This is a genomic window from Pedobacter sp. BAL39 (genome assembly GCF_000170795.1).
Lineage (GTDB): Bacteria > Bacteroidota > Bacteroidia > Sphingobacteriales > Sphingobacteriaceae > Pedobacter.
Genome location: NZ_ABCM01000004.1, coordinates 316918 through 340443, shown reverse-complemented (window position 1 = coordinate 340443; position 23526 = coordinate 316918). Strand labels below are relative to the sequence as shown.

Below are 23526 nucleotides of genomic sequence, written 5' to 3'. Positions count from 1 at the left end.
CTTGTATTTTAATTAATTTACTTTGGTATAGTAGATGTTTAACTTCATTCTTTTTTCGCCCGCCGCTGCATTGTTTTTAGGCTGTAAAAGGATGGATCTGTATGCTGTGGTTGAAAAAGGGAACAGGTTGAATTCTGTTGAAGGTGTTACAGAAAGGTATGTTCCGTAATCCTGCGTTGTTCCGTTGATCAGGTATTTTACATAAGAGGAGATATTGAAGATATACCTTCTGTTCACTGAGTCAAAATAACCGCCGAACAAGACTTCCGAACCCAAAGCTCCAGGATCGCCATTGGTTACTCCGGAGACAAAATTATCATTATCAGGTACATTTTTGCGCTGTCCGGCAATATCATACCGATATAAGCTCAATCGCTGTGCAGGAAGAAAGTAGGTGTCTGCATCTGCAGTCAGGTCGATGACGAGTTCCGCTTTATTGATCCCCAATTTATTAACACCAAGTTTCTCTTTGAGTTTTGCCAGATCAGGGAAGGCGATCCTGTTCCTTAAGCCTGACATACTTTGCAGGTAGGTGACCGCGTACTGCTGGGTAGGATTATCCAGTTGTTCCTGAACAGCAGGGGCATTGCTGTAATCATGGCTTACCGTTGCCGCTACAGGACCAGAAGTGGTATTGATAGGGAAGATAGAAGATACCGTATCACGGGTGCCTGATGTTGTGCCATCTTTTTTGTAATAGATTTCAAGATTGGCAGCCGAGCCGGTAAAGTTAAAAAACATCATACCACCTCTGCTTGAACCAGCTACGTTGGCGCTGATATGGAGCCCTTTAAAACTATCAGCAAAACGCACATTATTGGTGAGTTTTGCACTGTCCAGGTCTGCGATCCTTTGTTTGATAAACGCTTTTGTAAGTTGTATCCGGATTTGCGGAGCGACTGTCCGGAGTGTGTCAGCCTTACCGGTAATAATGCTGTCTATGGTTAATCGTGTGGTAGGTCTGACCCTGCCATTGTAAGAGCCGAGTAAGGTATTTCCATCAACCGGCCATTGGATATTGCTCAGGAAAGACTTTTTTGTGGTCATATCTACTGTGAGCGGCCTCACGTTCAGTGAATAAACCTGTGTCGAATCTCCATAAAACTGGCTGGAATAAGGAAGCACAAGTACGGCAGAGTCGATTTCAACGTTAGTTCCGAAGCTAGTCATCCCCGGGGTATTTACCGTCATGGCAATGCTGGCCTTGGTATTGCCTAAAACAGGATCGTTTAATTCTCCAAGTGGATGTCTTGTCAGGGAAACAGTGGTCACAGGAGCATCGATTTCGGTGCGCGAAGTAACCTCAGCCTGGTCATATAGTGTAGAGCCGATCAAGGCGTCATCATCGGTATCCAGACCGATTGTATTGGCATCTTTACAAGAAGAGAAAAGAAAAAGACCTATCAACATGGTTAATAAGTCTTGTTTAGTAAATTTCATATTTAAATTAATAATACCTGAGGTTATGCTATTGTAGCTAATTCTTCGTCCGAGATTTCTTCATATAAAGAATAGAAGTTTTCGAAATCGTCGGTTAAATTAAAGGCTAAAGTTGGTTTATTAGAATCTTTAACAAATTTTAACACATCTTCGTGGATGTTTTCATCAGCTAACACAACTGCATCAGAGTAAGTTACGGCACCGATATGCATCGTGTTGCAGTCTGCATTCTCAAACATTTTGGTATCATCAGCAGTCATGGCGTTCATGATTGCTTTTTTATGAAGGTCTGCATTCAGGTTGCCTTCAAAGCAGTTCTCATAGATAGAGTACACTACTTTGGAGTTCTTAAATGTAGGGTCATTTTTATAAGATGTTTTGATATAGGCCGGAACCAGTGAGGTCATCCATCCGTGACAGTGAACGATGTCGGGTGCCCATCCTAATTTCTTTACAGTTTCCAGGGCACCTTTACAGAAGAATATGGTCCTTTCGTCATTGTCCGCATAGAACTTATCCTCTTTGTCTCTGAATACATATTTACGTTGAAAATAGTCTTCATTATCCAGGAAGTATACCTGCATACGGGCAGCCGGGATAGAAGCAACTTTAATAATTAAGGGATTGTCATTGTCGTCGATGATGATGTTCATACCAGACAGGCGTATCACCTCATGCAATCTGTTCCTTCTTTCATTAATGTTTCCGAACCGAGGCATTAAGATACGGATCTCAAATCCCTTATCTTGCATCGCCTGAGGCAGTTGACGGGTGATTTCGGAAATTTTTGTGAGTTCAAGGAAAGGCGACATCTCGTGTGTAACAATCAGTAGCTTCGTTTTTGCCATCTCCATATTCTGTAAATAAAAATTTATGTTAAAGAAAAGATTATCAGGGGGCAAAGATAAGCAAAATAATACTATTTATCAATTATATACGCAAGATGTTTTGTTTGGAATGTATAAATAACCAACTTTGCCCGCTGAAACTTTATCGACTAGTTTGAAAGTTATAAATACTATTGCAGCGTTAAGGACGTTGCTTGAGCCCATGAAAGTGGGTCAACAGAAAATTGCCTTAGTTCCGACAATGGGCGCTTTACACAAGGGCCACGTATCACTGATCAGTATTGCACAACAATACGCGGATGTAGTGGTTTGCAGTATCTTCGTCAACCCCACACAATTTACTGACCCCAAGGATCTGGAGAAATATCCCCGTCCGCTGGAACACGACATGAGGATGTTGAAAGACGCAGGCTGTGATGTGGTCTTCATGCCTTCTGTACAGGAGATGTATCCAGAGGCTGAGTCCTGGCATATCGATCTGGGACCTGCGGAGTTTCTGCTGGAAGGTGAGTTCAGGAGGGGGCATTACCAAGGAGTGACCCAAATTGTGAAAAAGCTTTTTGATGCGGTATTGCCTGATCTTGCTTTCTTTGGGCAGAAGGATTTCCAGCAGATCCTGATGATCGAAAATATGGTGGCTTACTTTGGTCTTTCCGTGCAGCTGGTTTCCTGCCCGATCATCAGGGAGGACGATGGTCTGGCCATGAGCTCAAGAAACATACACCTTACTGCAGAAGACCGCAGGAATGCGTTGGTGCTGAGCCGCGCATTGACTTATGTAAGGGATCATTTTTCAGAGGAGGAAATTCCTGCTTTATTGCAGGAGGCCAGGGCCATGATTTCAAATACGGCTGGCGTAGAGCTGGATTATTTCACCATTGCTGACGGAAGGACCTTGCTTCCGGAGACGGATAAGGATCATCCTGGACTGGTCGCGCTGGTTGCAGCTAAAGTTGGCCAAACGAGGTTAATTGATAACATGCTACTCAATTGACAATCAGGAGGACCATGGTAACCACAAATTTAGTTAACTTTGCAGTATGATTATCGAGGTATTAAAATCGAAGATACACCGTGTTAGAGTAACACAGGCGGAATTGAATTATGTTGGCAGTATTACAATCGATGAAGATCTGATGGATGCAGCCCAGATCATCGCCAATGAAAAGGTTCAGATCGTAAACAATAATAATGGTGAACGCTTTGAGACTTATGTGATCAAAGGAGAGCGCGGTACGGGTACAGTTTGCCTGAACGGTGCTACTGCACGTAAGGTACAGGTGGGAGATATTCTTATCATTATGTCTTATGGCTCCCTTCCTATAGAGGAGGCAAAAAAATACCATCCTATTCTGGTATTCCCTGACGACAATAATCATCTGTTGAAATAAGAGGTACAGTTATAAAATAATACTATGCAGCCATAGTATTTCGGTTCAGATACATTAAATTTGACAATACGTATATTTTATCTGACAAATTATGCTATTTCAATTAAGTGAAGAACAATTGATGATCCAGGCGGCTGCCCGCGACTTTGCGCAAAATGAACTTAAGCCCGGAGTGATTGAGCGGGATGAACATCAGAAATTTCCCGCAGAACAGGTGAAAAAACTTGGGGAACTGGGTTTTCTGGGAATGATGGTTGCTGAAAAATATAACGGCAGTGGCCTTGATGTCCTTTCGTACGTACTGGTGATGGAGGAGTTATCCAAGGTGGATGCTTCTGCATCTGTAGTGGTTTCGGTAAACAATTCCCTGGTATGTTATGGTCTGGAGTCTTTCGGTACAGAATTTCAAAAGGAGAAGTACCTGAAGCCTCTTGCGGCAGGTGAAAAGATTGGCGCTTTCTGTTTGTCTGAGCCTGAGGCTGGTTCGGATGCCACTTCCCAACAGACCACTGCTGAAGACAAAGGGGATCACTACCTTTTAAACGGAACGAAAAACTGGATTACTAACGGCAGCACTGCTTCTACCTACCTCGTGATTGCACAAACTGACCGTTCGTTAAAACATAAAGGCATCAATGCTTTTATCGTAGAAAAAGGAATGGAGGGGTTTACGATTGGACCTAAAGAAAATAAGATGGGTATCCGCGGTTCTGATACCCACTCCCTAATGTTTAATGATGTGAAAGTCCCAAAAGAGAACAGGATTGGTGAGGAAGGCTTTGGATTCAAGTTTGCCATGAAGACGCTTGAGGGTGGACGGATTGGGATTGCTGCTCAGGCTTTGGGTATTGCTGCGGGGGCTTATGAGCTGGCGCTTGATTATGCGAGGCAGCGGAAGTCTTTTGGTAAGCCGATCGCAGAGCACCAGGCAGTGGCATTCAAGCTGGCGGATATGGCAACACAGATTGAAGCCGCAAGGATGTTGGTGTACAAGGCTGCCTGGCTAAAGGATCAGGGTAAACCTTATACGCTGGCGGGATCAATGGCGAAGTTATACGCTTCCAAAGTGGCAATGGAGGTGACTACGGAGGCTGTTCAGGTTCATGGAGGATACGGTTTTGTGAAGGAGTATCACGTGGAACGACTGATGCGCGACGCTAAGATTACGCAAATTTATGAAGGAACTTCTGAAATTCAAAAGCTGGTCATCTCCAGAGAGTTGATTAAATAACATTAAGGCGGGCAGTCCCGCCTTTTATATTTAGCTGCCTCAGTCTTTGTCCGAACTTAGGAATAAGCTGAAAATGCTTTTGATTAACGCTACTACTACAGCTAGAATGGCGGAAGCCCAGAAACCCGTGGTATTGAAGCCACTCATTACGTTGTCGACCAGCATGATCATCAGTACGGTAATGATAAAAGAGACGATTCCCAGTGTCAGGAAATTGATCGGGAAAGTGAAGATCCGGAGAATAGTACCTATAGTGGCGTTTGCAAGGGCGATGAGAATGGCTGCAACAATGGCGGTTCCATAGCCATTGACAACAACGCCCGGTACCAGGTAAGCACCGATCAGGACGGCAAGGCCCATCAATAAAATCTCAATAATCAGTTTCATAATGTTTAGTTTAGTGGGATGGTAAAATTGTATTCTATTCTTGGTAGTATTCTGTTTTTGTTATTTGGTTGTTCTGATACAAAGAATAAGCCACTTTCCATTGTGTTCTCCGCTGACAGCACTGCGTTGGAGCTGAATCATATTGATCCCGCAGGTTTGTTGAAGTTGAAAAATGAAAACAACAGGGATAGTCTGTTGAAAAGTCTGGTGACTGTTGTTGAGGCTCCTGAAGATACGGATACCGCATATCAGGAGATTCCATTACCTGGGCGCGTGATGTTGACAGATAGCAACATTGTTTTTATTCCTGAACATTCTTTTGTCAAAGGTACTGCATATCTGGTTATTACCTATTTGAATGTGCGATTCGGTGATTTAGAGAAGGTTTTAAAAGGCGGACTGAATCCTGGTGTCCGGCCACGGCAGCAGCGACTTGTCAGGTAGCTGTACATCTGCAACATATAAATTACCTGATGTCATTTCTACTTTGAAGATTAATGGTTATTATTGGCTTATTAAAACGTTTTATTAACCTGTTTTGATGAACACAAGAAACCTAAATCAAAATTTTACAAGAATGAAAAAAATACTGTTAATCAATGTAGCTGCCTTGTTAGCTATTCTTCCATTTACCCAGGCGAAATCCCAGGAAACGGTCAAACGCAATGGATATACACTTACTTTTTTAAACAATTATGCTGAGCTGGACCCTAAATTGAAGACCAGGCTGATTGAAACCTTTTTTGTCGTATATCCGAAGCTGGCAAAGGAGTACAATCCGAAAACCTTAAAAGAGGTCGTGTTTTCTGTAGATACTGCATATAAAGGCGTAGCAGCTACAGCTGCTGGAAAGGTGAGTTTTAGTTCCGTCTGGATGAAAACTCATCCCGAGGACATTGATGTCGTTACTCATGAGGTGATGCATATTGTGCAGGATTATGGTAGTAGTGTCGGTCCCTGGTGGGTGACTGAAGGTATCGCGGACTATGCACGTTACCAGTTTGGAGTAGACAACTCGGGTGCTGGTTGGAGCCTGCCAGAGTTGAAACCCAGCCATCATTATGATAACAGCTATCGCATTACCGCAAGGTTTTTCGCCTATATCGATCAGAAGGTAAAAAAAGGTGCGATCAGAGCAGTGGATAAAAGCCTGAGGGACCATACTTACACTGCTGACATCTGGAAAGCACTGACAGGAAAAACTATTGATGAGCTATGGGCTGATTACCAAAAAAATCCAGCCATTTAAACAGAGTCAAAATGCTGAACATCATCTGTGTTTTTGATTTGAAATAATTATTTCCTATCTTTGCACTGTAATAGAGGGTAAGAGGGGGCAGAAGTCCCCTCTTTTCTTTTGTTAGGAAATTGGATATGCAGGTAGAAAAAAGAGTAACAGAGTTAATTGAGGAAAAAATTTCGGACAGGCCGGAATTGTTTTTAGTTGAGGTGAAGATGCTGCCCAACAATAAACTGATTATTCACGTTGATGGCGACGAAGGTATCAGCATTCAGGATTGTGCAGCAATCAGCCGGCATGTAGGTTTTCATCTTGAAGAGGAAAATACGATTGAAAAGGCCTACAACCTTGAGGTCTCCTCTCCAGGGGTTGGAGAGCCGCTGAAGCTGAAAAGACAATATGATAAAAACATTGGCAGAGAGGTGAGCGTGAAGCTTAGCGGCGGTGAAGTAAAGGAAGGTAAGCTGCTTTCAGTAGATGACAAGGGCATCATAATTGAAGCAAAAGTGAAGGAAAAAGGAAAGAAAGCACAGCTGGTAGAGACCAGTGTTGACTTTAATAGTATAACAGAAACAAAGGTTTTAATTTCATTTAAATAAAAATGAGCAATATTAATTTAATCGATTCATTTCAGGAGTTTAAGGACTTCAAGAACATCGACCGTCCTACAGTGATCAGTGTGCTGGAAGAGGTATTCCGCAGTATGTTACGTAAAAAGTACGGTACTGATGAGAATTGTGACGTAATTGTTAACCCGGACAATGGGGATTTGGAGATCTGGCGTACCAGAAAGGTGATGGAGGATGGTTTTTCTGAGGATGATGATCTGGAGATCGAGCTGGCTGAAGTAAAACTGCTGGATGCTGATATGGAGGTTGGAGACGATTACATTGAGCAGATCACCTTGGAGAGCTTTGGCCGTCGCGCAATTCTTGCTGCACGTCAGACGCTTGTTTCTAAAGTGCTCGAATTGGAGAAAGACGAAATCTTCAAAAAATATAAAGACAGGGTAGGTGAAATCGTTACCGGTGAGGTTTATCAGGTCTGGAAAAAAGAAACACTGGTGTTGGATGATGAAGGCAACGAACTGATGATGCCTAAAACAGAACAGATTCCTGCTGATTACTTCAAAAAGGGTGACACGGTTCGTGCGGTGATTTTAAAGGTGGATATGGTAAATGCGACTCCAAAGATCATCATCTCCAGGATTGCTCCAGACTTCCTGCAGCGTCTGTTCGAGATTGAGGTTCCGGAGATTTTCGACGGTCTGATCACCATCAAGAAAATTGTACGTGAACCGGGCGAGCGTGCTAAGGTTGCGGTAGAGTCCTATGATGACAGGATTGATCCTGTTGGTGCCTGTGTGGGTATGAAAGGATCCAGGATACATGGCATTGTCAGAGAGCTTAAAAATGAAAATATTGACGTGATCAACTTCACGAACAACATTTCATTGTACATCACACGTGCGTTAAGTCCTGCTAAGATCACTTCCATCAAATTAGATGATGAGACGAAGCATGCATCAGTTTATCTGAAGCCTGATCAGGTTTCCCTGGCGATTGGTCGTGGAGGTCATAACATTAAACTGGCAGGAAAGCTGACTGGTTATGAAATTGATGTTTATCGTGAGGCTGGAGAAGAAGATGAAGATGTGGATATCGAAGAGTTCTCAGATGAGATCGATAGCTGGATCATCGATGAGCTGAAAGCCATCGGATGTGATACGGCAAAAAGTGTGCTGGCACTATCTATTGATGAGTTGGTAAAACGTACCGACCTTGAGGAGGAAACCATCAAAGAAGTGATGAGCATTTTAAAATCAGAATTTGAATAATGTTTATCTTGGGATTGGAAGCGTGTGCGGAAATTAAAAACAAATGACATACACATGAAATAAACAAGAATAAACGTTACTTTTGTATAAGAATTAAAGAAAAAATAGGATATCAATGTCAGACGACAAACCAATAATTTTATTTAAAGCAGTTAAGGAACTTAACGTAGGGATAGCTACGGCCGTTGAGTTTTTAGAAAAGAAAGGCTTTTCTGTTGAGAATAAACCCACTACCAAGCTCTCACGTGACATGTATAATGCACTGTTGAAGGAGTTTCAGGGCGATAAAATCGTAAAAGAAGAAGCCAATCAGATTGTTATTGGTAAAATTCGTCGTGATGAGCCGGAAGTGACTGATAAAGTTGCTGAAGCACCTAAAAAGAATGTAGATTTTGAGAATGAAGGCATTTTGGTAAAAAACCTTCATTCCTATACCCCACCTGCGGAGAAACCGAAAGAAGAGCAAGTTGCAAAACCGGCTCCGGCAGTTGAGGAAAAAGCAGAAGAAGGCGCATTGCCTGGTGTGAAGATCATCGGAAAGATCAATCTTGATGAGCTCAACTCAAAAACACGCCCTGTTAAAAAAGAAGAAGCGCCGGAAGCTCCGAAAGTGGAGACTCCTCAAGCGGAAACTCCCGCGGCTGCACCTGTGCAGGCTGAACGTCAGGAAGAGAAGCCGGTTGAGAAACCCGTTGAAGCGCCAAAAGAAGTAATTAAGCCTGTTGAACAACCTAAAGCTGAGGAGACGCCACAGCCGGTTGAACAACCCATTACTAAAGCACCTGAAGTGAAAGAAACGCCCAAGGCAGAAGAAAACCCAAAAGCGGCAGAAGCTCCAAAGCCTGTCGAACCTCCTAAAGCAGATAAACCTGACGAGGTGGAGGTTATTAAAGCACGTTCCGTCAAGCTCTCGGGACCTAACATTATTGGTAAAATTGTATTGCCGACTACTCCGGACCGCAAGTCATCACCGGTAGCCTCATCGGGCGACAGTAACGATGCAAAGCGTAAGCGTAAACGCAAGAAAACTCCGGGCCAGCATCCTGGTCAGGGAGGACATGCGCCATCTGGCAACCAGCAGAACCCATCGGGTACAGGCCAGCAAGGCACTGCTCCACGGACTGCTCCAACATTTACCAACAGACCTGATTTCAGGAACAATACCAACAATACTGCCAACAGGCCTAACTTCAGGAACAACAAACCAGGTGGACCTGGTGCGGGAGGGCCTAAAGAAGAGCCTACGGAGAAAGAAATACAAGATCAGATCAAAGCAACACTTGCACGTTTAAGTGGTGCTGGTAAGTCTGGTAAGTTTGCTCAGCGCGCTAAATTGCGTCGTCAGAAACGTGATGATGTGGCGATGTCTGCGGATGAAGCAGCAATGGAGCAGGAGTTGCAGTCGAAGGTATTGAAGGTGACCGAATTCGTAACTGCAAATGAGCTGGCAACGATGATGGATGAACCAGTAACTAAAATTATCGGAACCTGCATGAGCCTTGGAATGTTCGTTTCGATCAACCAGCGTTTAGATGCGGAAACCCTTACAATTGTTGCAGATGAATTTGGTTACGAGATCCAGTTTGTTAAACCTGATGATGAAAGCGATATTCTGATTGAGGAAGAAGATAACGAAGAAGACCTGGTACCTAGAGCGCCTGTTGTAACGATCATGGGTCACGTCGATCATGGTAAGACCTCTTTGCTGGATTATATCCGTAAAGCGAATGTGGTTGCCGGTGAGGCGGGAGGAATTACTCAGCACATTGGTGCTTATATGGTAACGACTTCTACAGGTAAAAAAGTAACCTTCCTGGATACACCAGGTCACGAGGCCTTTACGGCGATGCGTGCACGTGGTGCGAAGGTGGCCGATATTGCGATCATTGTGGTTGCCGCAGACGATGCTGTGATGCCTCAAACAAAAGAGGCGATCAACCACGCGCAGGCTGCAGGTGTACCATTGGTATTTGCCTTCACAAAAATTGATAAACCAGGTGCAAATTCTGATAAAATCCGAGAGCAATTATCCATCATGAATATCCTTGTTGAGGATTGGGGTGGAAGTTTCCAATCGCAGGAGATTTCAGGTAAAAGCGGTCTGAATGTAGATTTATTATTGGAGAAAGTTTTATTAGAAGCAGAATTGCTTGAACTTAAAGCCAACCCTGAAAAGAGGGCTACAGGTAGCGTAATTGAAGCAACATTAGATAAAGGACGCGGTATTGTAACTACTGTGCTTGTTCAGGCAGGTACATTGAAGGTTGGGGATCCTATCCTTGCCGGTAGCTATAGCGGACGTGTAAAAGCATTGTTCAATGAGCGCGGACAGAAGGTAGATAAGGCTGGCCCATCTGTACCGGTACAGGTACTGGGTATGCAGGGTGCTCCTACTGCCGGTGATCGATTCAATGCACTGGAAAGTGAAGTTGAGGCCAGGGAAATCGCCAATAAACGTCTTCAGTTGATGCGTGAGCAGGGACTGCGTACGCAGAAACACATTACGCTTGATGAGATTGGTCGTCGTTTGGCAATCGGTAACTTTAAAGAGCTGAATCTGATTGTTAAAGGGGATGTGGATGGATCGATCGAGGCATTATCTGACTCGTTACTGAAACTGTCTACTGAAGAGATACAAATCAATATTATTAGCAAGGCGGTAGGTCAGATTTCAGAATCTGATGTATTACTGGCATCTGCATCTGATGCGATCATCATCGGATTCCAGGTTCGTCCTTCTTCAGGTGCTCGTAAGCTGGCCGAGGCTGAGCAGATTGACATACGTCTGTATTCAATCATATACGACGCAATCAACGAGATCAAGGCTGCGATGGAAGGTATGCTTGCGCCGGAGTTTGAAGAGAAGATTACTGCAAACGTGGAAATCAGGGAAACTTTCAAGATTACGAAAGTGGGTACTATTGCCGGATGTATGGTACTGGACGGTACGATTACCCGTAACAGTAAAATCCGTATCGTTAGAGATGGTGTGGTAGTCTATACTGGTGAGCTGGCCTCTTTGAAACGCTATAAAGATGATGTGAAAGAGGTGTCAAGAGGTTATGAATGCGGGTTGAACATTCAGAATTTCAATAACATTGAGGTAGGCGATATCGTAGAAGCCTACGAACAAGTAGAGGTTAAGAGAAAACTTTAATATAAGTAATTAATAAGAAAGGGTGTCATGCTGTATTGCGTGACACCCTTTTTTTGAGTGAGCTGGTATTAAAGTGGTAGGCATTAATTTGATTTCTGAAAAGGATGTTTTATCCATCTTTTAAATCGTCTTCTCAAGGAGTTGTGTTTTTTTAATGCCCGCATCCTATTGACAATGCCGAACTCTTCCATTAATAGATAGGTATCTGCCCCGTCCTCGGGTAAAAAGTATTTTGGGTGGGTGATTTCTGTTATTTCTTGCAAAGGTACGTTGGCAAACATACTATTGGCGTCAGTGGTATTCTCTGCCAGTTCCCCAAAGCCGATATTACTGACGAGATTACTGTTGGGCATGATATTCATAGAATGACTAAACATATGTTCAAACGTTACCTGATAATCCCAAGTGTCGATTTTTCCGGCTTTAGTTTGTTCAAAAATTTCCTCCCAGGTATCCACAATCATTGGGTGACTGAATAACTTCTCCAGTTGGGGCCTCACCTCATGTGTCTCGTATTTACTGAGTGTTTTGTCGTAGGTATTCCAGGATCTTCGCCAGGTCGCCCATCCCCATCCGCTGGTCAGATTTGAAAAATAGTAGGATGCATCGCCCCATTTTTTCCCATTCTGGAAGTTACATCCTGATATTAACCAGATTCTTTGATCGTCTCTATACTTCTCTAATAGCGTATCGCAGAACTTAAAGAAACTATTGGCCGGGAGGCAGTCGTGTTCAAGGATGATTCCCTCTTCCTCTTGATCAAAAAACCAATCGATTGCTGATGAAATTGCCTCTTTGGGTCCACGGTTTTTATCGTGGAAAAGCGTTTTAACCTGACAGTCCCAATCTATCATCTGCATGACAGCCTCCTTTGTCTCTGCACAAAGCTGTTTCTCTTTTGGACGGTCGCCCCTAGGACCATCCGCTATGATGTATAGACGTGGAACCCGCGCTCGTCTAATCTGCTCTAAAACCTTTAATGAGGTATCCTTTCTATTGAAAATAATAAAGAGTACTGGTGATTTGGAGTGGTAATCGGTCATAAGTGTTTTGCTTTGTGTGATGTTAGCGGATCAATATTAAAGTCAGATAAATAACTGCTGAGCTGTCAGTTAACAGGCTAACGATTAAGGATTTTGGAATAGACGTTTATGGTTTCCTGCATAGACTTCTGTAGTGGAAATTTTAACAGCTGATCTTTTCCCTTGCCAATCAGTTTTTTTTTGACAGACAGGTCGTCAATAGCTTTTGACATGCATGAGGATATATCCTGAACGGAATTAGGGTCGAAATACATTGCGGCCTCCCCAGCGATTTCATGAAAGCAACTGGTGTCACTCAGGAGCACCATACATTCATTTTCGTAGGCCTCAAGGATTGGAAAGCCAAATCCTTCCAGAAGCGAGGGGTTGATATAAAAAACAGCATGTTGGTATAGGCTTTGGAGGTCTGTATCTGTTGCGCTGATGTGTACGACCTTTTCAGAGATCCCACTTCTGATCAAAAACTCAGTTTCTACGGAGTTGAAAGGACTTCCTGTACAGACGAGCTGAACATCCTTATAGGAGTTGCTAATCTCTTTAAATGCCGTTGCCATTGTATAAAAGTTTTTATATCCACTTCTGTCTCCAATATATAAAATATAAGGAAAATCTATATTTTCAAGTAAGGGCTGGTCCTGTTTTTTTTTGATATCCACACCATGATAAACAACGGTAATCTTTTCGTCGGGAATAGGAAAAAAGTGTTGCAGGTCCTGTTTCGTCGTCTCTGAAATTGCAATGATGTGATCTGCCCTTTGGATGGTTTCACGTTTGTATCGGGCGAACTGATCGAAAGAAGCAAAATATATCGGATAAATTTCATGAATCATGTCATGAACAGTTAATACAAAAGGCTTTTTTAAGGCCCCTAAAAAATAAGGATCATAATAAGTAGGATGAAAAAGGTCGAATCTGTTACCGCTCACTTTTTTGAGGGAGTATTTTCTATTAAATTTCGCCTGCTTTCTCTGCTTTTTCAGGAACAACTGAACAATGGGATTTGCTGAAAAAGTATCTTCTTCAAGGTAGTAATTGCTGGTTTTAAGGATGCTTAGTTCGTTACTATAATTTTTATCAGTTTTCAGGTGATGATAGATATTTGCAAAATATCTTGAGATACCACCAAACCTCTGCATGTCAAATATCTGATGATCTGAAAGTATATTTATCATGCGCTAAAATTATAAAAATTAGCACACATATTACTTCTTTGGCGAAAGTTGGTATCTTCGGTCTTTCATGAAATCGTTTGAATATGACTAAAGGAGGGTTTATTACGAATAATATTGATGCAAAAAAAGTCATGGGAAAGCCTTTGGTCTCAGTTGTTACAGTTGTTCGTAATGGGGAAAAGGATATGCAATCCTGTATCGATACGGTATGTGCCCAGTCTTATCCAAATATTGAACATATTATCATGGATGGTAATAGTTCGGATGCAACGGTTGAAATTTTAAAGTCCAATAGTGACAGGGTGGCGTTTTGGATCAGTGAACCTGATCGGGGAATTTATGATGCAATGAATAAGGCGATTCCTTACTGTTCAGGAGACTGGATTTTCTTTTTAGGAGTAGATGATTTGTTACTTGATGGATTCTCTCAAATGATGGATAATTTATTAGATGTGCATACGGCGTATTATGGCTGCGTAGTTTATAGGGGAGTGGAGCGTTATGATGGGCCTGTCGATCGTTTTAAGCTTGTTAGAGAAAATATTCCTCATCAGGCCTTATTATACCCGAAAATAGTTTTTGAAACCCACAGATACGATATTTCCTACAACATAGCTGCTGATAATGTATTACTGCTCACGTTGTGGAAAGAGAACAAGATCAAATTCGAATATCATCCAATTCTGCTGTGCATATTTAACCATACCGGTATTTCGGGACATGACTGGGATAGATTGTTTTTTAAAAACAGAAGTAAATTGATCAGGAACCATTTGGGGACGGGGCCTTACTTTTATCATTTGTATCTACTTTTCGCTGAAAAAGCTGCAAAAAAAATCAACAAACGAGTCAACAAGCTTAAGAATTTTTTCAACTCAAAGGCTTAGTTGATGATCTTACAAGGCTTCCAGTTTATTTATTGAATGCCTGCATGTCGATAAGTCTTCTGTAAAGACCGTCAGTTTGAATCAGTTCATGATGACTTCCGGATTCAATCACTTCTCCATTATCAATTACAATAATTTTATCCGCATGTTGTATCGTACTCAAACGATGAGCAATGATAATGGAGGTGCGATTTTTCATAAGGTTGTTTAATGCTTCCTGTACGAGTTTCTCAGACTCTGTGTCAAGAGCAGAGGTTGCCTCGTCCAAGAGCATGATCGGAGGGTTGGCAAGTACCGCTCTTGCAATACAAATTCTTTGTTTTTGTCCTCCAGAGAGCCTGTTTCCGCGGTCTCCGACAAAAGTATGGTATCCATCCTGAGTTTGCTCTATGAAAGCATGTGCATTGGCGATCTTGGCTGCAGCAATGACCTCATCTGCGGAAGCCATTGGATTGGCAAAGGCTATGTTGTTAAAAATGCTATCGTTGAATAAAATGGATTCCTGATTGACAATGCCCATCTGTGCGCGTATACTTTCCAGCGTTAAATCTTTGTAATTAAAACCATCAATCTTAATCGTACCTGACTTTGGATCATGAAAACGAGGAATAAGGTCCATCAATGTACTTTTTCCTCCACCGGACGGGCCTACGAGTGCAACAGTTTCTCCTTTTTGTATGGTTAAAGAAATGTTCTTTAAGACTGCGCGTTCTCCGTAGCTGAATGATACATTTTCAAAGGTCAGAGATTTTTGAAAACCCACAAGAGGCTGTGCATGAGGTTCATTTATGATCTCAGGTTCAGTGTCAATGAGGTCCAATACCCGTTCTCCAGCTGCAATGCCGGAATGAATGCCACTAAAAGCATCGGTAAGGGCTTTAGCGGGCCTCATCACCTGTGAGAATATGGCAATGTAGGCGATAAACTGGCTTGTCGAAAGTGCGCCTGGTTGTTTACTAAGTATGAGACTACCTCCATACCAGACAATAAATGACACCATAAGAATGCTCAGGAATTCGGATACTGGTGAGCCCAGTTGCTGTCTTCTAACCATTTTTCTATTCAGGTTAGAGTAAAAGACATTCTCGCGATGAAATCTTTCTTTAGTGCGTTCTGAAGCATTGAATGCTTTGATAATCTTTATGCCGCCAAGTGCTTCATCAAGAAATCCAATCATTTTTGCAAATGACTCATGAGATTCCTTGGCTTGTTGTTTGATTCTTTTTACGATTTTGCTAATGATAAATGCTGACACGGGAATGACCATTAGTGAGAATAGCGTAAGTTTCACAGAAATGCCCAACAACACAATGATGTAAAAAATTAATGTTAGTGGCTCCTTAAACACTACCTGAAGCGTATTGGTAACTGTATATTGTACCACCTGAACATCTGAAGAAACTTTAGAGATAATGTCTCCTTTACGTTCGTTATTGAAGAATCCAACGTGCATATTCATGACGTTGTCAAAAACCTTTTTACGGAGATTCAGTAAAGTGTGTACTCTCAAATCCTCCATGATGCGTTGCGAAAAATACCTGAATATGTTAGACAGTAATACAGAGCAAACGATCACGATACAAATATAGGTTAATGTTGTCTGCTGACCGTTACTGGATATCGAGGCCAGTACAAAGTTCTTGAACTGGGCTGTTATATTGAATGCTGAAGCCGCATTGTCGGCCATCGAAACTTGTTTCTCCGGTTCGTCGGCAATCAAAGTTTCAAATAGTGGTGCAAGAAGTGTGAGGTTGAGCACACTGAATATGACAGATAGTACGGTAGCGATCACATAAGGAATAGCGAACTTTTCTATTGGTTTTGCAAAAGAGAGTAATCTGAAATAGATTTTCATTCTATAAGTAATAATTAAAAAGACAAATGTACATATATTTATCTTGTACGGATTAGAAGAACTTGCTTCCAGGCTTTCTGGATTCTTTAAACTTCCTGAACCGATACTTTATGTAGATGAACAGACCAAGATGTTTTTTCACAAAGAATGGTTTGTCGCGGATAAAGTCTGGGTCTCTAGCAGTTGAAGAATAACCTTCCATGTCGTAGTAAGCGATGTCAACCGGTACATAAATTTTATGGATTGCTTTATCCCCCCAGCATTGCATGTTTAGAAGGTAGTCTGCAAATACTGGGTATTTAAGATTGAACTTGTATTTTTCAAATACCTGCCGCGGGTAAAGGATCGCCTGGTGACAAAGGTTCATCTTCGCTAGTCTGGCTTGAGAGAATGCCCCCCCCAGCTGATGCTCGCCATTCCGGCAATTTCCATAATAAATTGAATGTTGGTCCTGAAGTTCTGGCAAAATTTCATTGAAAGATGGCAGAAGCCTGTCGTCTGCACCGAGAAATAGGATCCATTTGCCCTTTGCCGACATGATACCCTTATTCATTGCATCATAAATCCCCTTATCAGGTTCAGAAGTCAGATGGCAATGGTCTAAATGAAGCTGATTTATAATTTTAACCGTATTGTCCTGACTATTGCCATCCACAATGATGATTTCATAAGCGGCTTGTATGTTATTGGAAACAGCAAGAAGTCCCTCTCTGATGTATCTTTCAGCGTTGTATGTCGCTATGATTATGGAGAGCAAAATATTGTCGTTTCCTTCTTCTACAGCGTGTTTCATGTTCAAAGATAGGAAATGGCCGGGTGATTTAAACTATGTATATTTGCCGCGTATGTATATAGCCAATGCAATAGATGTGGTGATTCCTTCCTTCCGTCTGGACGAGCAGATACTTCTGAGGATCATAAATCTTACTCAGCCGTTAGAAATCAAGATAAATTTTTATCTTATTGCCGACAACCCATTGCTGACTGTCCCTGATTCAATTGCGACATTGGCTTCAGATGGCTCAATTCATCTGGTCATCAATGAAACCAATCTTGGGTTTGCCGAAACCAGAAACAAAGGAATCAGATTGGGGAATAGCAAGTGGTTACTGTTGTTGGATGATGACATTGTTCCTGATGATGGCCTGTTAATGGCTTATGCTACCGCTATTGGAGGACGTCCGGATGCTATTGGTTTTGCAGGAGTTACCGACTTTCCGGAACCATTAAATATTGCTACCAAGGCAATGGTCATTCAGGGAATGACTGGGCATTTTTCCGCAGCTAGGCATCATCAGGAGTTGATGTGGGTACCCACTGCCAACGTGATGCTTAATCGCTGTAAAATGGATCCAAAGTTATTCGATAAGCGTTTAAAAAAAGGGGGGGAAGATATTGAATTCCTTTTGCGAAATGTACAGAGATTTAACGATCATTATATAGGGGTGCCTGATGCAGTAGTGGAGCATCCATGGTGGGACCATGGGGCCTTACAAAGCAAGAGAATTTTTCGATATGGTGGTGGAGCCGCCCAGATTGCCAGTTTACCTGTTATAAAACCATACACCTTTCACGATTTTACGAATACCGCGGAGACACTGCTTTTATTGATAATAACAGCACCTGTGGCAGTGGCTTTTTGTGATGTTTCAACCTTACTGCTGATCTGCTTGATTGTGATTTTCTCGGAATTCATCACCAGCCTGCTTAAGGTATTTTTTAGTACCAGAAGATGGTCTCTTGCGATCGCTTGGGACGTTTTATGGCTTAAAAACTCCTATGAATTTGGTTATTTGTTGGAAAGCTTGGGTACTTTTAGAATCTCCGGTTTCGCCGAACGGATTGATATGGGGTTTTCCAGAAGAAACCCCGGCTGGTTTAGATTAAATAAGTGGAAAATTATAAAGATGATTCTGATTCTCTTTGGGCTGGTAATTATTAATGTCTTTTGATTCCATTTTCACAGGAAATCGTTCCATCTGATATCACTTTTAAATATTTACTGTAGTTCAAGTCTTCGTTGCTCCTGGAATTTATGCGGTGATAAAGATGGAAACAGATAGCTTTGAGTTTTAGTTGTCGCTGCTTGATCCCTAAATTAGTTAAACGTGCTGCAAGTTCAATGTCTTCATGTCCCCAACCCTGCAAATCATTATTGTATCCATTTACTGCAATTAAATCCTTCTTCCAGAAAGAGAAATTGCAACCTCTCAGATTGTCAGACCTTAACCGGTCTCCCCGAAATATTTTAGAAAATAAAGTGATCCTTGTAGCGTTGATTTTGCTTCCTACGCCTTTGCTCAGTGGATGAATCTCGATTCTTTTTGTCCTCAATATCTCCGCAGTTCTATTTGGTGAGAGCATTGACCTGCTTCCTTTAATATAAAAGCCTGGAAGCATTTCGCTGATGTGATCTGTTATGAAGTCCCGATGCAGAATAATATCGCCATCTATCTGAATGATATAATCGCTTTCTGCGTGTTCGAGTGCTTCGTTCATAATGATTGTCTTCCGGAAGCCATTATCTTCATGCCAGAAATGCCTGACTGGAATTTCTGTAGATGATCGGAAGTCATTAATTACCTTTTTGGTGTCATCATTTGAACCGTCATCCGCGATCAGGATTTCAGCAGGTAGAGTGCTCTGATTCAGGACACTCTTTAAAACGAGCGCTAACGCTTCTGGCCAGTTGTAGGTTGATACCAGAAGGCTGACTTTACTTATCGGCATAAATTAAATATATTGATTAATACCAAGTTCGCAATAGATTAGTTTTTGTTCTATAGATTTACGAAAGGCATTTACATTTGTTTTAAGGAATTTTTTTGAACTTTCCTTATGATATAGGTGAAAAGCAATTGCGCCTAATTTAATGAAGCGCTTTTGAAGGCCGATATTCAGCAGTCTGGCTACAAATTCTTTGTCTTCAGGGCCCCAGCCATTGAATAGCTCATTGTATCCATTTACTTTAATGGCATCTTTTCTCCAGTATGCCATGTTGCAGCCATGGATTTCGTAACGTTCGTTACCCTTGGATTTATAGGTGTTTTCAAAATACCTCCATAGAAAAGGTACGCGGAGCGCACTGAAAAAATTTGATATCCCCGGGCTAAAAGCACTTGCACGATGCAACCGATGCTGAATCATTTTTTTTGAGGTCTCTTTGTTAATGTAAACTCTGCTAGCCCTGACGAAGGAGCCGGGAAGAGCGAAGTTCATGTGATCCTCAATGAAATGAGTATGCATGATGATATCTCCGTCGACCTGTACGATATATTCTCCGGATGCCCGCGATATTGCCATGTTACGTATTTTTGCAAGTCGAAATCCCTCATCTTCATGCCACACATGTTTTATCGGGATGCTAATTTTAGCACGATATTTATCGACCATATGTTTTGTTCTGGAGTCTGACCCATCGTCGGCGATAATAAGCTCCGTAGGCATGATGGACTGTGCCTTAACACTTAACAGGGCCAATTCCAGTGCTTCAGGCCAGTTATACGTTGATATAATTAAAGAGATGGTCGGTGTTTTGTGCATCGGGTAAATGACAGGGCCTAAGGTCCTGGATTTTATTTTACAATCTTGTAGTTTTTATATTCAAACAGGCGTAAACCAGTTTTTTCTTCTATCCATTGAAGTATTTTACGTTTGACATTTCTATTAATCTCCTGTTTTGTCGGATCAAATTCAAATTTCCAGTTCATGTTAAGGATTCTATTTTTCATTACTGCAGGCGGCGTATCTTTAAAATGTACAATCCGATCTGCGTTCCCGTAATCAAACGATTCCTGAACAGGAAAATGTTGATTTACCCATTCTTCATCATGATAGAACTTATTAAAGTTGTTCATCTTCATGCTGATTCCTTTAGGGGCCTTTACCCATCCATAATGGTAAACCCATGCGTCTATTAATTTCACATTCAGCTTTCTGTCATTAATTCTGAACCCTTGTGCATCTTTGTATGATTGTATCCCTGGAAGTCGCCTCACTATGCGGATCTCTCTTCGATACCATCGCCTCGATTCAGCAGTATAGTCGTATGAACCATAAAAATGCCTGTACTTCAAAAGTAGACCTTCAATATCACTATCAACGAGAGAACGTTCCATTTCGCTACATATCAAAGGCAAATATTTTTCATGAATACATTCGTCTCCCTGAATGTAAAATGCCCAATCTACATCGTCAGATATGGCATTATAAGCCTTATCCGTTTCTATAGCAAAAGTCCGGCCCCCTTCTCTCAGGTTATCATCCCATATTGTTTGGATAATCTTAATTTTTGGAGAGCATATGTTTTTAATTAACTGCAGGGTTTCATCGTCAGAATTGCCAACTGCCACAATAAACTCATCGCATATAGGAAGAATGGAATTAATAGCTTCAATAATTGGATAATCATTGAGAATTGCATTTCTTATAAATGTAAACCCGGCAACTTTCATTGGGTGATGATTTTTTTATAGTGTAGCGCAAAGATAGTGCTATTCCCGACCATTTATGTTAGCTCCCGCTTTTTTAAAGTGGCTCTATATCTTGCCAACGAGGAACCGCGATATTGCTGAGACGACCGTTATAGAATCATCCCCTTCTAAATCACACACCCGTTAACGTTGTATCCGGGGATGTCTTAAAAAAAGGACTTTATTGCCCAAGCGAATAGGACAATGAAGATCTACACCTCCGTTGTTTTAGGGCTCAACACGACAAAAAGGCAAACAAAGGCATAGCGGTTGTCAATTGGAACTGACATTTTGAGGTCTGATAGTCAGCTTAATTAATGTTTTTTCTTTGGTCAAATGCTATATGGCTGTATTTCAGTTAGTTTTTCTGCGTAACCATATGTTGTTAAAACAAAATTATCGTTTTAATTGTATATTGTGCCGATAGGGAATTTACATTGCATAATCGCTATTTTGAGCTATTTTTAGATGTTTGTAAAGTTTGGAACGGAGTTTGCAGAACCGTTTTGAGAATTTAAAAATTTGTTTAATTTTGCTCAACAAAAAAATTATGCAAATAAAATTTGTTTAACCTTAAAAAAGAAAATTATGAATTATTCTACTTTAAAAAAGGGTCTTGCAGTCTCTTTCGTAGCATTAATGGGAGCAACAACTCTCGCTAGTGCTCAGGATTCTACAGCGACTTCTTCTTCTTCAGCCAAGGTATTTGGTGGAAGAGGACAGTACAGAACTTGGTCAATCGGTGTTAACGGTGGTGTTTTATCTCCATTCCTGGCTATCGGTGGATCAAATGACTTCACAAACTTCGATGCTAACTTAGGTTATGGTATCTCTTTGAGAAAACAATTAGGTCATGCTTTCGCCCTGGAAGGTAACATCATCCGCGGTAAAGTTTCTGGATCAAACAAAGACGCCGTAGGTGGTGCTGTGAATGGTGTTAGAGAATTCTCTACCGATGTTCAATATGCTGCTGACTTAAGAGGTGTTGTTAACGTTGCAACTGTGGATTTTTTACGTCGTGAGAACTCAGTGAATTTCTTCGTTACTGCTGGTTACGGTTTGGTTGCTTATAACCCTTCAGTAAACGGTGTTGATCAAAAAGGTAACTACGGAGAAGATGGCGACAAAGATTACATCAAAGAAGCTTACATCCCTGTAGGTGCTGGTATCAAGTTCAAAGTGTCTGACCGTGTGTCATTCAACCTTGCTTATACAATGCACTTCATCGATGGAGATAACTTTGATGGAGTTTATGCTAAAGCAACAACTAAAGATAAATTCTCTTATGGTTCTGCTGGTTTAGAATTCTCTCTGGGATCTAAATCTAAACCTGCTTTAGACTGGGTTAACCCACTTGCTTTAATGTATGACGAATTGAAAGATCCTTCATTACGTCAAGAAGTTGAAGCACTGAAAACTCGTGTATCTAATGTTGAAAAATCTGTTGAAGATTTGAAAAAAGATACTGATGGAGACGGTGTTGCTGATCAATTCGATAAATGCCCAGGTACTCCAGCTGGTACTGCTGTTGACGGTTCAGGATGTCCTCTACCTAAAATGGAAACTGCTGTAGCTGATAACAGTAACCTGACAGGATTCGAAACTGTTCAGTTTGAGTTCAACAGTTCAGTATTAAAAACTGAGTCTTACCCTACTTTAGATAAATTATCTTCAGTATTGCGTGAAAACGGTGGTAAAGTAACTTTACATGGTTACGCTTCAAGCGAAGGTACTGCTGCATACAATGTGAAATTATCTAAAGACAGAGCAAATTCAGTAAAAACTTACTTAGTTAACTCTGGTGTTAACTCTAGTGCAGTTGTAACTAAAGGTCATGGTGAAGCTAACCCAATTGCTTCAAACGATACTGAAGAAGGTCGTATCCAAAACCGTCGTGTAGAATCTGCTAGAAACTAATTATTTCTAAGTAAATATTAAAAAGAGGGCTTCAGATTTGAAGCCCTCTTTTTTTTATACCTACATTTGTCAGGTATGTATTTATTTAGAAAAAAGGATTCTCAAAGACCGGTAAATATCAATATTAAAATCATGCATCTGATCAATGCTCTGGCGATCATTATGTTTGTGGCTGGCATCCTTTGGAAACTAGTGGATTGGTTTTTACTTAAATAGTACCCGTTTTTTAAAAGCTCGTCACAGATCACAAACAAATTACTATAACATTATGAAGCAGATTTTCAATACCAACAATGCACCAGCTCCAATCGGCCCATACAGTCAAGCTGTAATGGCAAATGGCTTTCTTTTTTTGTCGGGTCAGGTGGCCATTAATCCTGAAACCGGTGAAGTAACGGAAAGCTCTATTGCAGCAGAAACGCATCAGGTGATGAGAAACATTAAGGCCGTTCTTATGGAGGCGTCCTGCACTTTTGCCCATGTCGTTAAGACCACTATATTTTTGACAGATATGAGCCTTTTTGCTGAGGTAAATGAAGCATATGCCTCCTACTTTGAGAACAATTTCCCTGCACGTGAGACGGTAGCAGTAAAAGGATTGCCTAAAGGAGTGAATGTGGAAATTTCTATGACTGCTTACAGAGGATAA

At 41.4% G+C, this 23526-nt stretch carries 23 protein-coding genes; 13 read left to right on the top strand and 10 right to left on the bottom strand.

From position 1 onward, the window contains the following. Positions 1-12 precede the first annotated feature (12 nt). Both PBAL39_RS07860 and PBAL39_RS07855 read right to left on the bottom strand, forming a co-directional pair. Positions 13-1440, bottom strand: coding sequence for a DUF4270 domain-containing protein (locus PBAL39_RS07860; RefSeq protein WP_008240130.1), 1428 nt, complete (start codon positions 1438-1440; stop codon positions 13-15). A 23-nt stretch (positions 1441-1463) separates the two neighbouring features. Beyond that, positions 1464-2288, bottom strand: coding sequence for a glycogen/starch synthase (locus PBAL39_RS07855; RefSeq protein ID WP_039866289.1), 825 nt, complete (start codon positions 2286-2288; stop codon positions 1464-1466). Positions 2289-2442: 154 nt separating this feature from the next. On the opposite strand from PBAL39_RS07855, the gene panC reads away from it, so the two are divergent. The 3 genes from panC to PBAL39_RS07840 all read left to right on the top strand — a co-directional run bounded on the left by panC (position 2443) and on the right by PBAL39_RS07840 (position 4910). After that, positions 2443-3282 carry a pantoate--beta-alanine ligase gene (gene panC, locus PBAL39_RS07850; RefSeq protein ID WP_039866237.1) on the top strand — a complete coding sequence of 280 codons (840 nt, stop codon included), beginning with the start codon at positions 2443-2445 and terminating at the stop codon, positions 3280-3282. 46 nt (positions 3283-3328) lie between these two features. Beyond that, on the top strand, positions 3329-3679 hold the full coding sequence (gene panD / locus PBAL39_RS07845; RefSeq protein ID WP_008240124.1) for an aspartate 1-decarboxylase: 351 nt from the start codon (positions 3329-3331) through the stop codon (positions 3677-3679). 91 nt (positions 3680-3770) lie between these two features. Further along, positions 3771-4910, top strand: coding sequence for an acyl-CoA dehydrogenase (locus tag PBAL39_RS07840; protein ID WP_008240122.1), 1140 nt, complete (start codon positions 3771-3773; stop codon positions 4908-4910). A gap of 39 nt (positions 4911-4949) precedes the next feature. Here the strand turns inward: PBAL39_RS07840 and PBAL39_RS07835 are convergent, their stop codons facing one another. After that, positions 4950-5297, bottom strand: a complete 348-nt coding sequence (locus PBAL39_RS07835) for a phage holin family protein (RefSeq protein WP_008240119.1) — start codon at positions 5295-5297, stop codon at positions 4950-4952. A gap of 18 nt (positions 5298-5315) precedes the next feature. Between PBAL39_RS07835 and PBAL39_RS07830 the strand changes: the two genes are divergently transcribed. The 5 genes from PBAL39_RS07830 (at position 5316) to infB (ending at position 11531) form a co-directional block, all read left to right on the top strand. Next, positions 5316-5741, top strand: coding sequence for a hypothetical protein (locus PBAL39_RS07830; protein ID WP_008240117.1), 426 nt, complete (start codon positions 5316-5318; stop codon positions 5739-5741). 133 nt (positions 5742-5874) lie between these two features. After that, positions 5875-6546, top strand: a complete 672-nt coding sequence (locus PBAL39_RS07825) for a basic secretory protein-like protein (RefSeq protein WP_039866236.1) — start codon at positions 5875-5877, stop codon at positions 6544-6546. Between the two features lie 125 nt (positions 6547-6671). Then, positions 6672-7136, top strand: a complete 465-nt coding sequence (gene rimP, locus PBAL39_RS07820; RefSeq protein ID WP_008240106.1) for a ribosome assembly cofactor RimP — start codon at positions 6672-6674, stop codon at positions 7134-7136. A gap of 2 nt (positions 7137-7138) precedes the next feature. Next, positions 7139-8374, top strand: coding sequence for a transcription termination factor NusA (nusA, locus tag PBAL39_RS07815; protein WP_008240104.1), 1236 nt, complete (start codon positions 7139-7141; stop codon positions 8372-8374). 115 nt (positions 8375-8489) lie between these two features. Then, positions 8490-11531, top strand: coding sequence for a translation initiation factor IF-2 (infB, locus tag PBAL39_RS07810; RefSeq protein ID WP_008240102.1), 3042 nt, complete (start codon positions 8490-8492; stop codon positions 11529-11531). 83 nt (positions 11532-11614) lie between these two features. Here the strand turns inward: infB and PBAL39_RS07805 are convergent, their stop codons facing one another. Beyond that, complete coding sequence (locus tag PBAL39_RS07805; protein ID WP_008240100.1) at positions 11615-12574, bottom strand: hypothetical protein; 960 nt, start codon at positions 12572-12574, stop codon at positions 11615-11617. Positions 12575-12651: 77 nt separating this feature from the next. Further along, on the bottom strand, positions 12652-13746 hold the full coding sequence (locus tag PBAL39_RS07800) for a glycosyltransferase family 1 protein (RefSeq protein ID WP_008240098.1): 1095 nt from the start codon (positions 13744-13746) through the stop codon (positions 12652-12654). Between the two features lie 83 nt (positions 13747-13829). Between PBAL39_RS07800 and PBAL39_RS24575 the strand changes: the two genes are divergently transcribed. Beyond that, on the top strand, positions 13830-14633 hold the full coding sequence (locus PBAL39_RS24575; RefSeq protein WP_008240096.1) for a glycosyltransferase family 2 protein: 804 nt from the start codon (positions 13830-13832) through the stop codon (positions 14631-14633). A 25-nt stretch (positions 14634-14658) separates the two neighbouring features. Here PBAL39_RS24575 and PBAL39_RS07790 read toward each other — a convergent pair whose 3' ends face one another. Together PBAL39_RS07790 and PBAL39_RS07785 are read right to left on the bottom strand one after the other, a co-directional pair. Beyond that, entirely contained in the window at positions 14659-16488 is a 1830-nt protein-coding gene (locus tag PBAL39_RS07790; RefSeq protein WP_008240094.1) for an ABC transporter ATP-binding protein, read from the bottom strand. Between the two features lie 52 nt (positions 16489-16540). Then, entirely contained in the window at positions 16541-17281 is a 741-nt protein-coding gene (locus PBAL39_RS07785; RefSeq protein WP_008240092.1) for a glycosyltransferase family 2 protein, read from the bottom strand. Between PBAL39_RS07785 and PBAL39_RS07780 the strand changes: the two genes are divergently transcribed. Beyond that, positions 17280-18440, top strand: a complete 1161-nt coding sequence (locus PBAL39_RS07780) for a glycosyltransferase family 2 protein (RefSeq protein ID WP_008240091.1) — start codon at positions 17280-17282, stop codon at positions 18438-18440. The genes PBAL39_RS07785 and PBAL39_RS07780 overlap by 2 nt on opposite strands. Here the strand turns inward: PBAL39_RS07780 and PBAL39_RS07775 are convergent. From PBAL39_RS07775 to PBAL39_RS07765, 3 genes are read right to left on the bottom strand one after another with little or no spacing between them, the layout of a single operon-like run. After that, positions 18427-19218: a glycosyltransferase family 2 protein gene (locus PBAL39_RS07775; RefSeq protein ID WP_008240090.1), complete on the bottom strand. Its 792-nt coding sequence runs from the start codon at positions 19216-19218 to the stop codon at positions 18427-18429. The genes PBAL39_RS07780 and PBAL39_RS07775 overlap by 14 nt on opposite strands. 3 nt (positions 19219-19221) lie before the next feature. Next, positions 19222-20031 (bottom strand): glycosyltransferase family 2 protein, encoded by an 810-nt coding sequence (locus PBAL39_RS07770; protein ID WP_008240089.1) that lies wholly within the window; start codon positions 20029-20031, stop codon positions 19222-19224. A 32-nt stretch (positions 20032-20063) separates the two neighbouring features. Continuing rightward, complete coding sequence (locus PBAL39_RS07765) at positions 20064-20942, bottom strand: glycosyl transferase (RefSeq protein ID WP_008240087.1); 879 nt, start codon at positions 20940-20942, stop codon at positions 20064-20066. A gap of 606 nt (positions 20943-21548) precedes the next feature. On the opposite strand from PBAL39_RS07765, the gene PBAL39_RS07760 reads away from it, so the two are divergent. From PBAL39_RS07760 to PBAL39_RS07755, 3 genes are all read left to right on the top strand, one after another. Further along, on the top strand, positions 21549-22877 hold the full coding sequence (locus PBAL39_RS07760) for an OmpA family protein (RefSeq protein WP_039866285.1): 1329 nt from the start codon (positions 21549-21551) through the stop codon (positions 22875-22877). A 75-nt stretch (positions 22878-22952) separates the two neighbouring features. Continuing rightward, on the top strand, positions 22953-23093 hold the full coding sequence (locus PBAL39_RS25910) for a DUF6728 family protein (protein ID WP_008240083.1): 141 nt from the start codon (positions 22953-22955) through the stop codon (positions 23091-23093). A gap of 52 nt (positions 23094-23145) precedes the next feature. Beyond that, positions 23146-23526 carry a RidA family protein gene (locus PBAL39_RS07755; protein ID WP_008240081.1) on the top strand — a complete coding sequence of 127 codons (381 nt, stop codon included), beginning with the start codon at positions 23146-23148 and terminating at the stop codon, positions 23524-23526.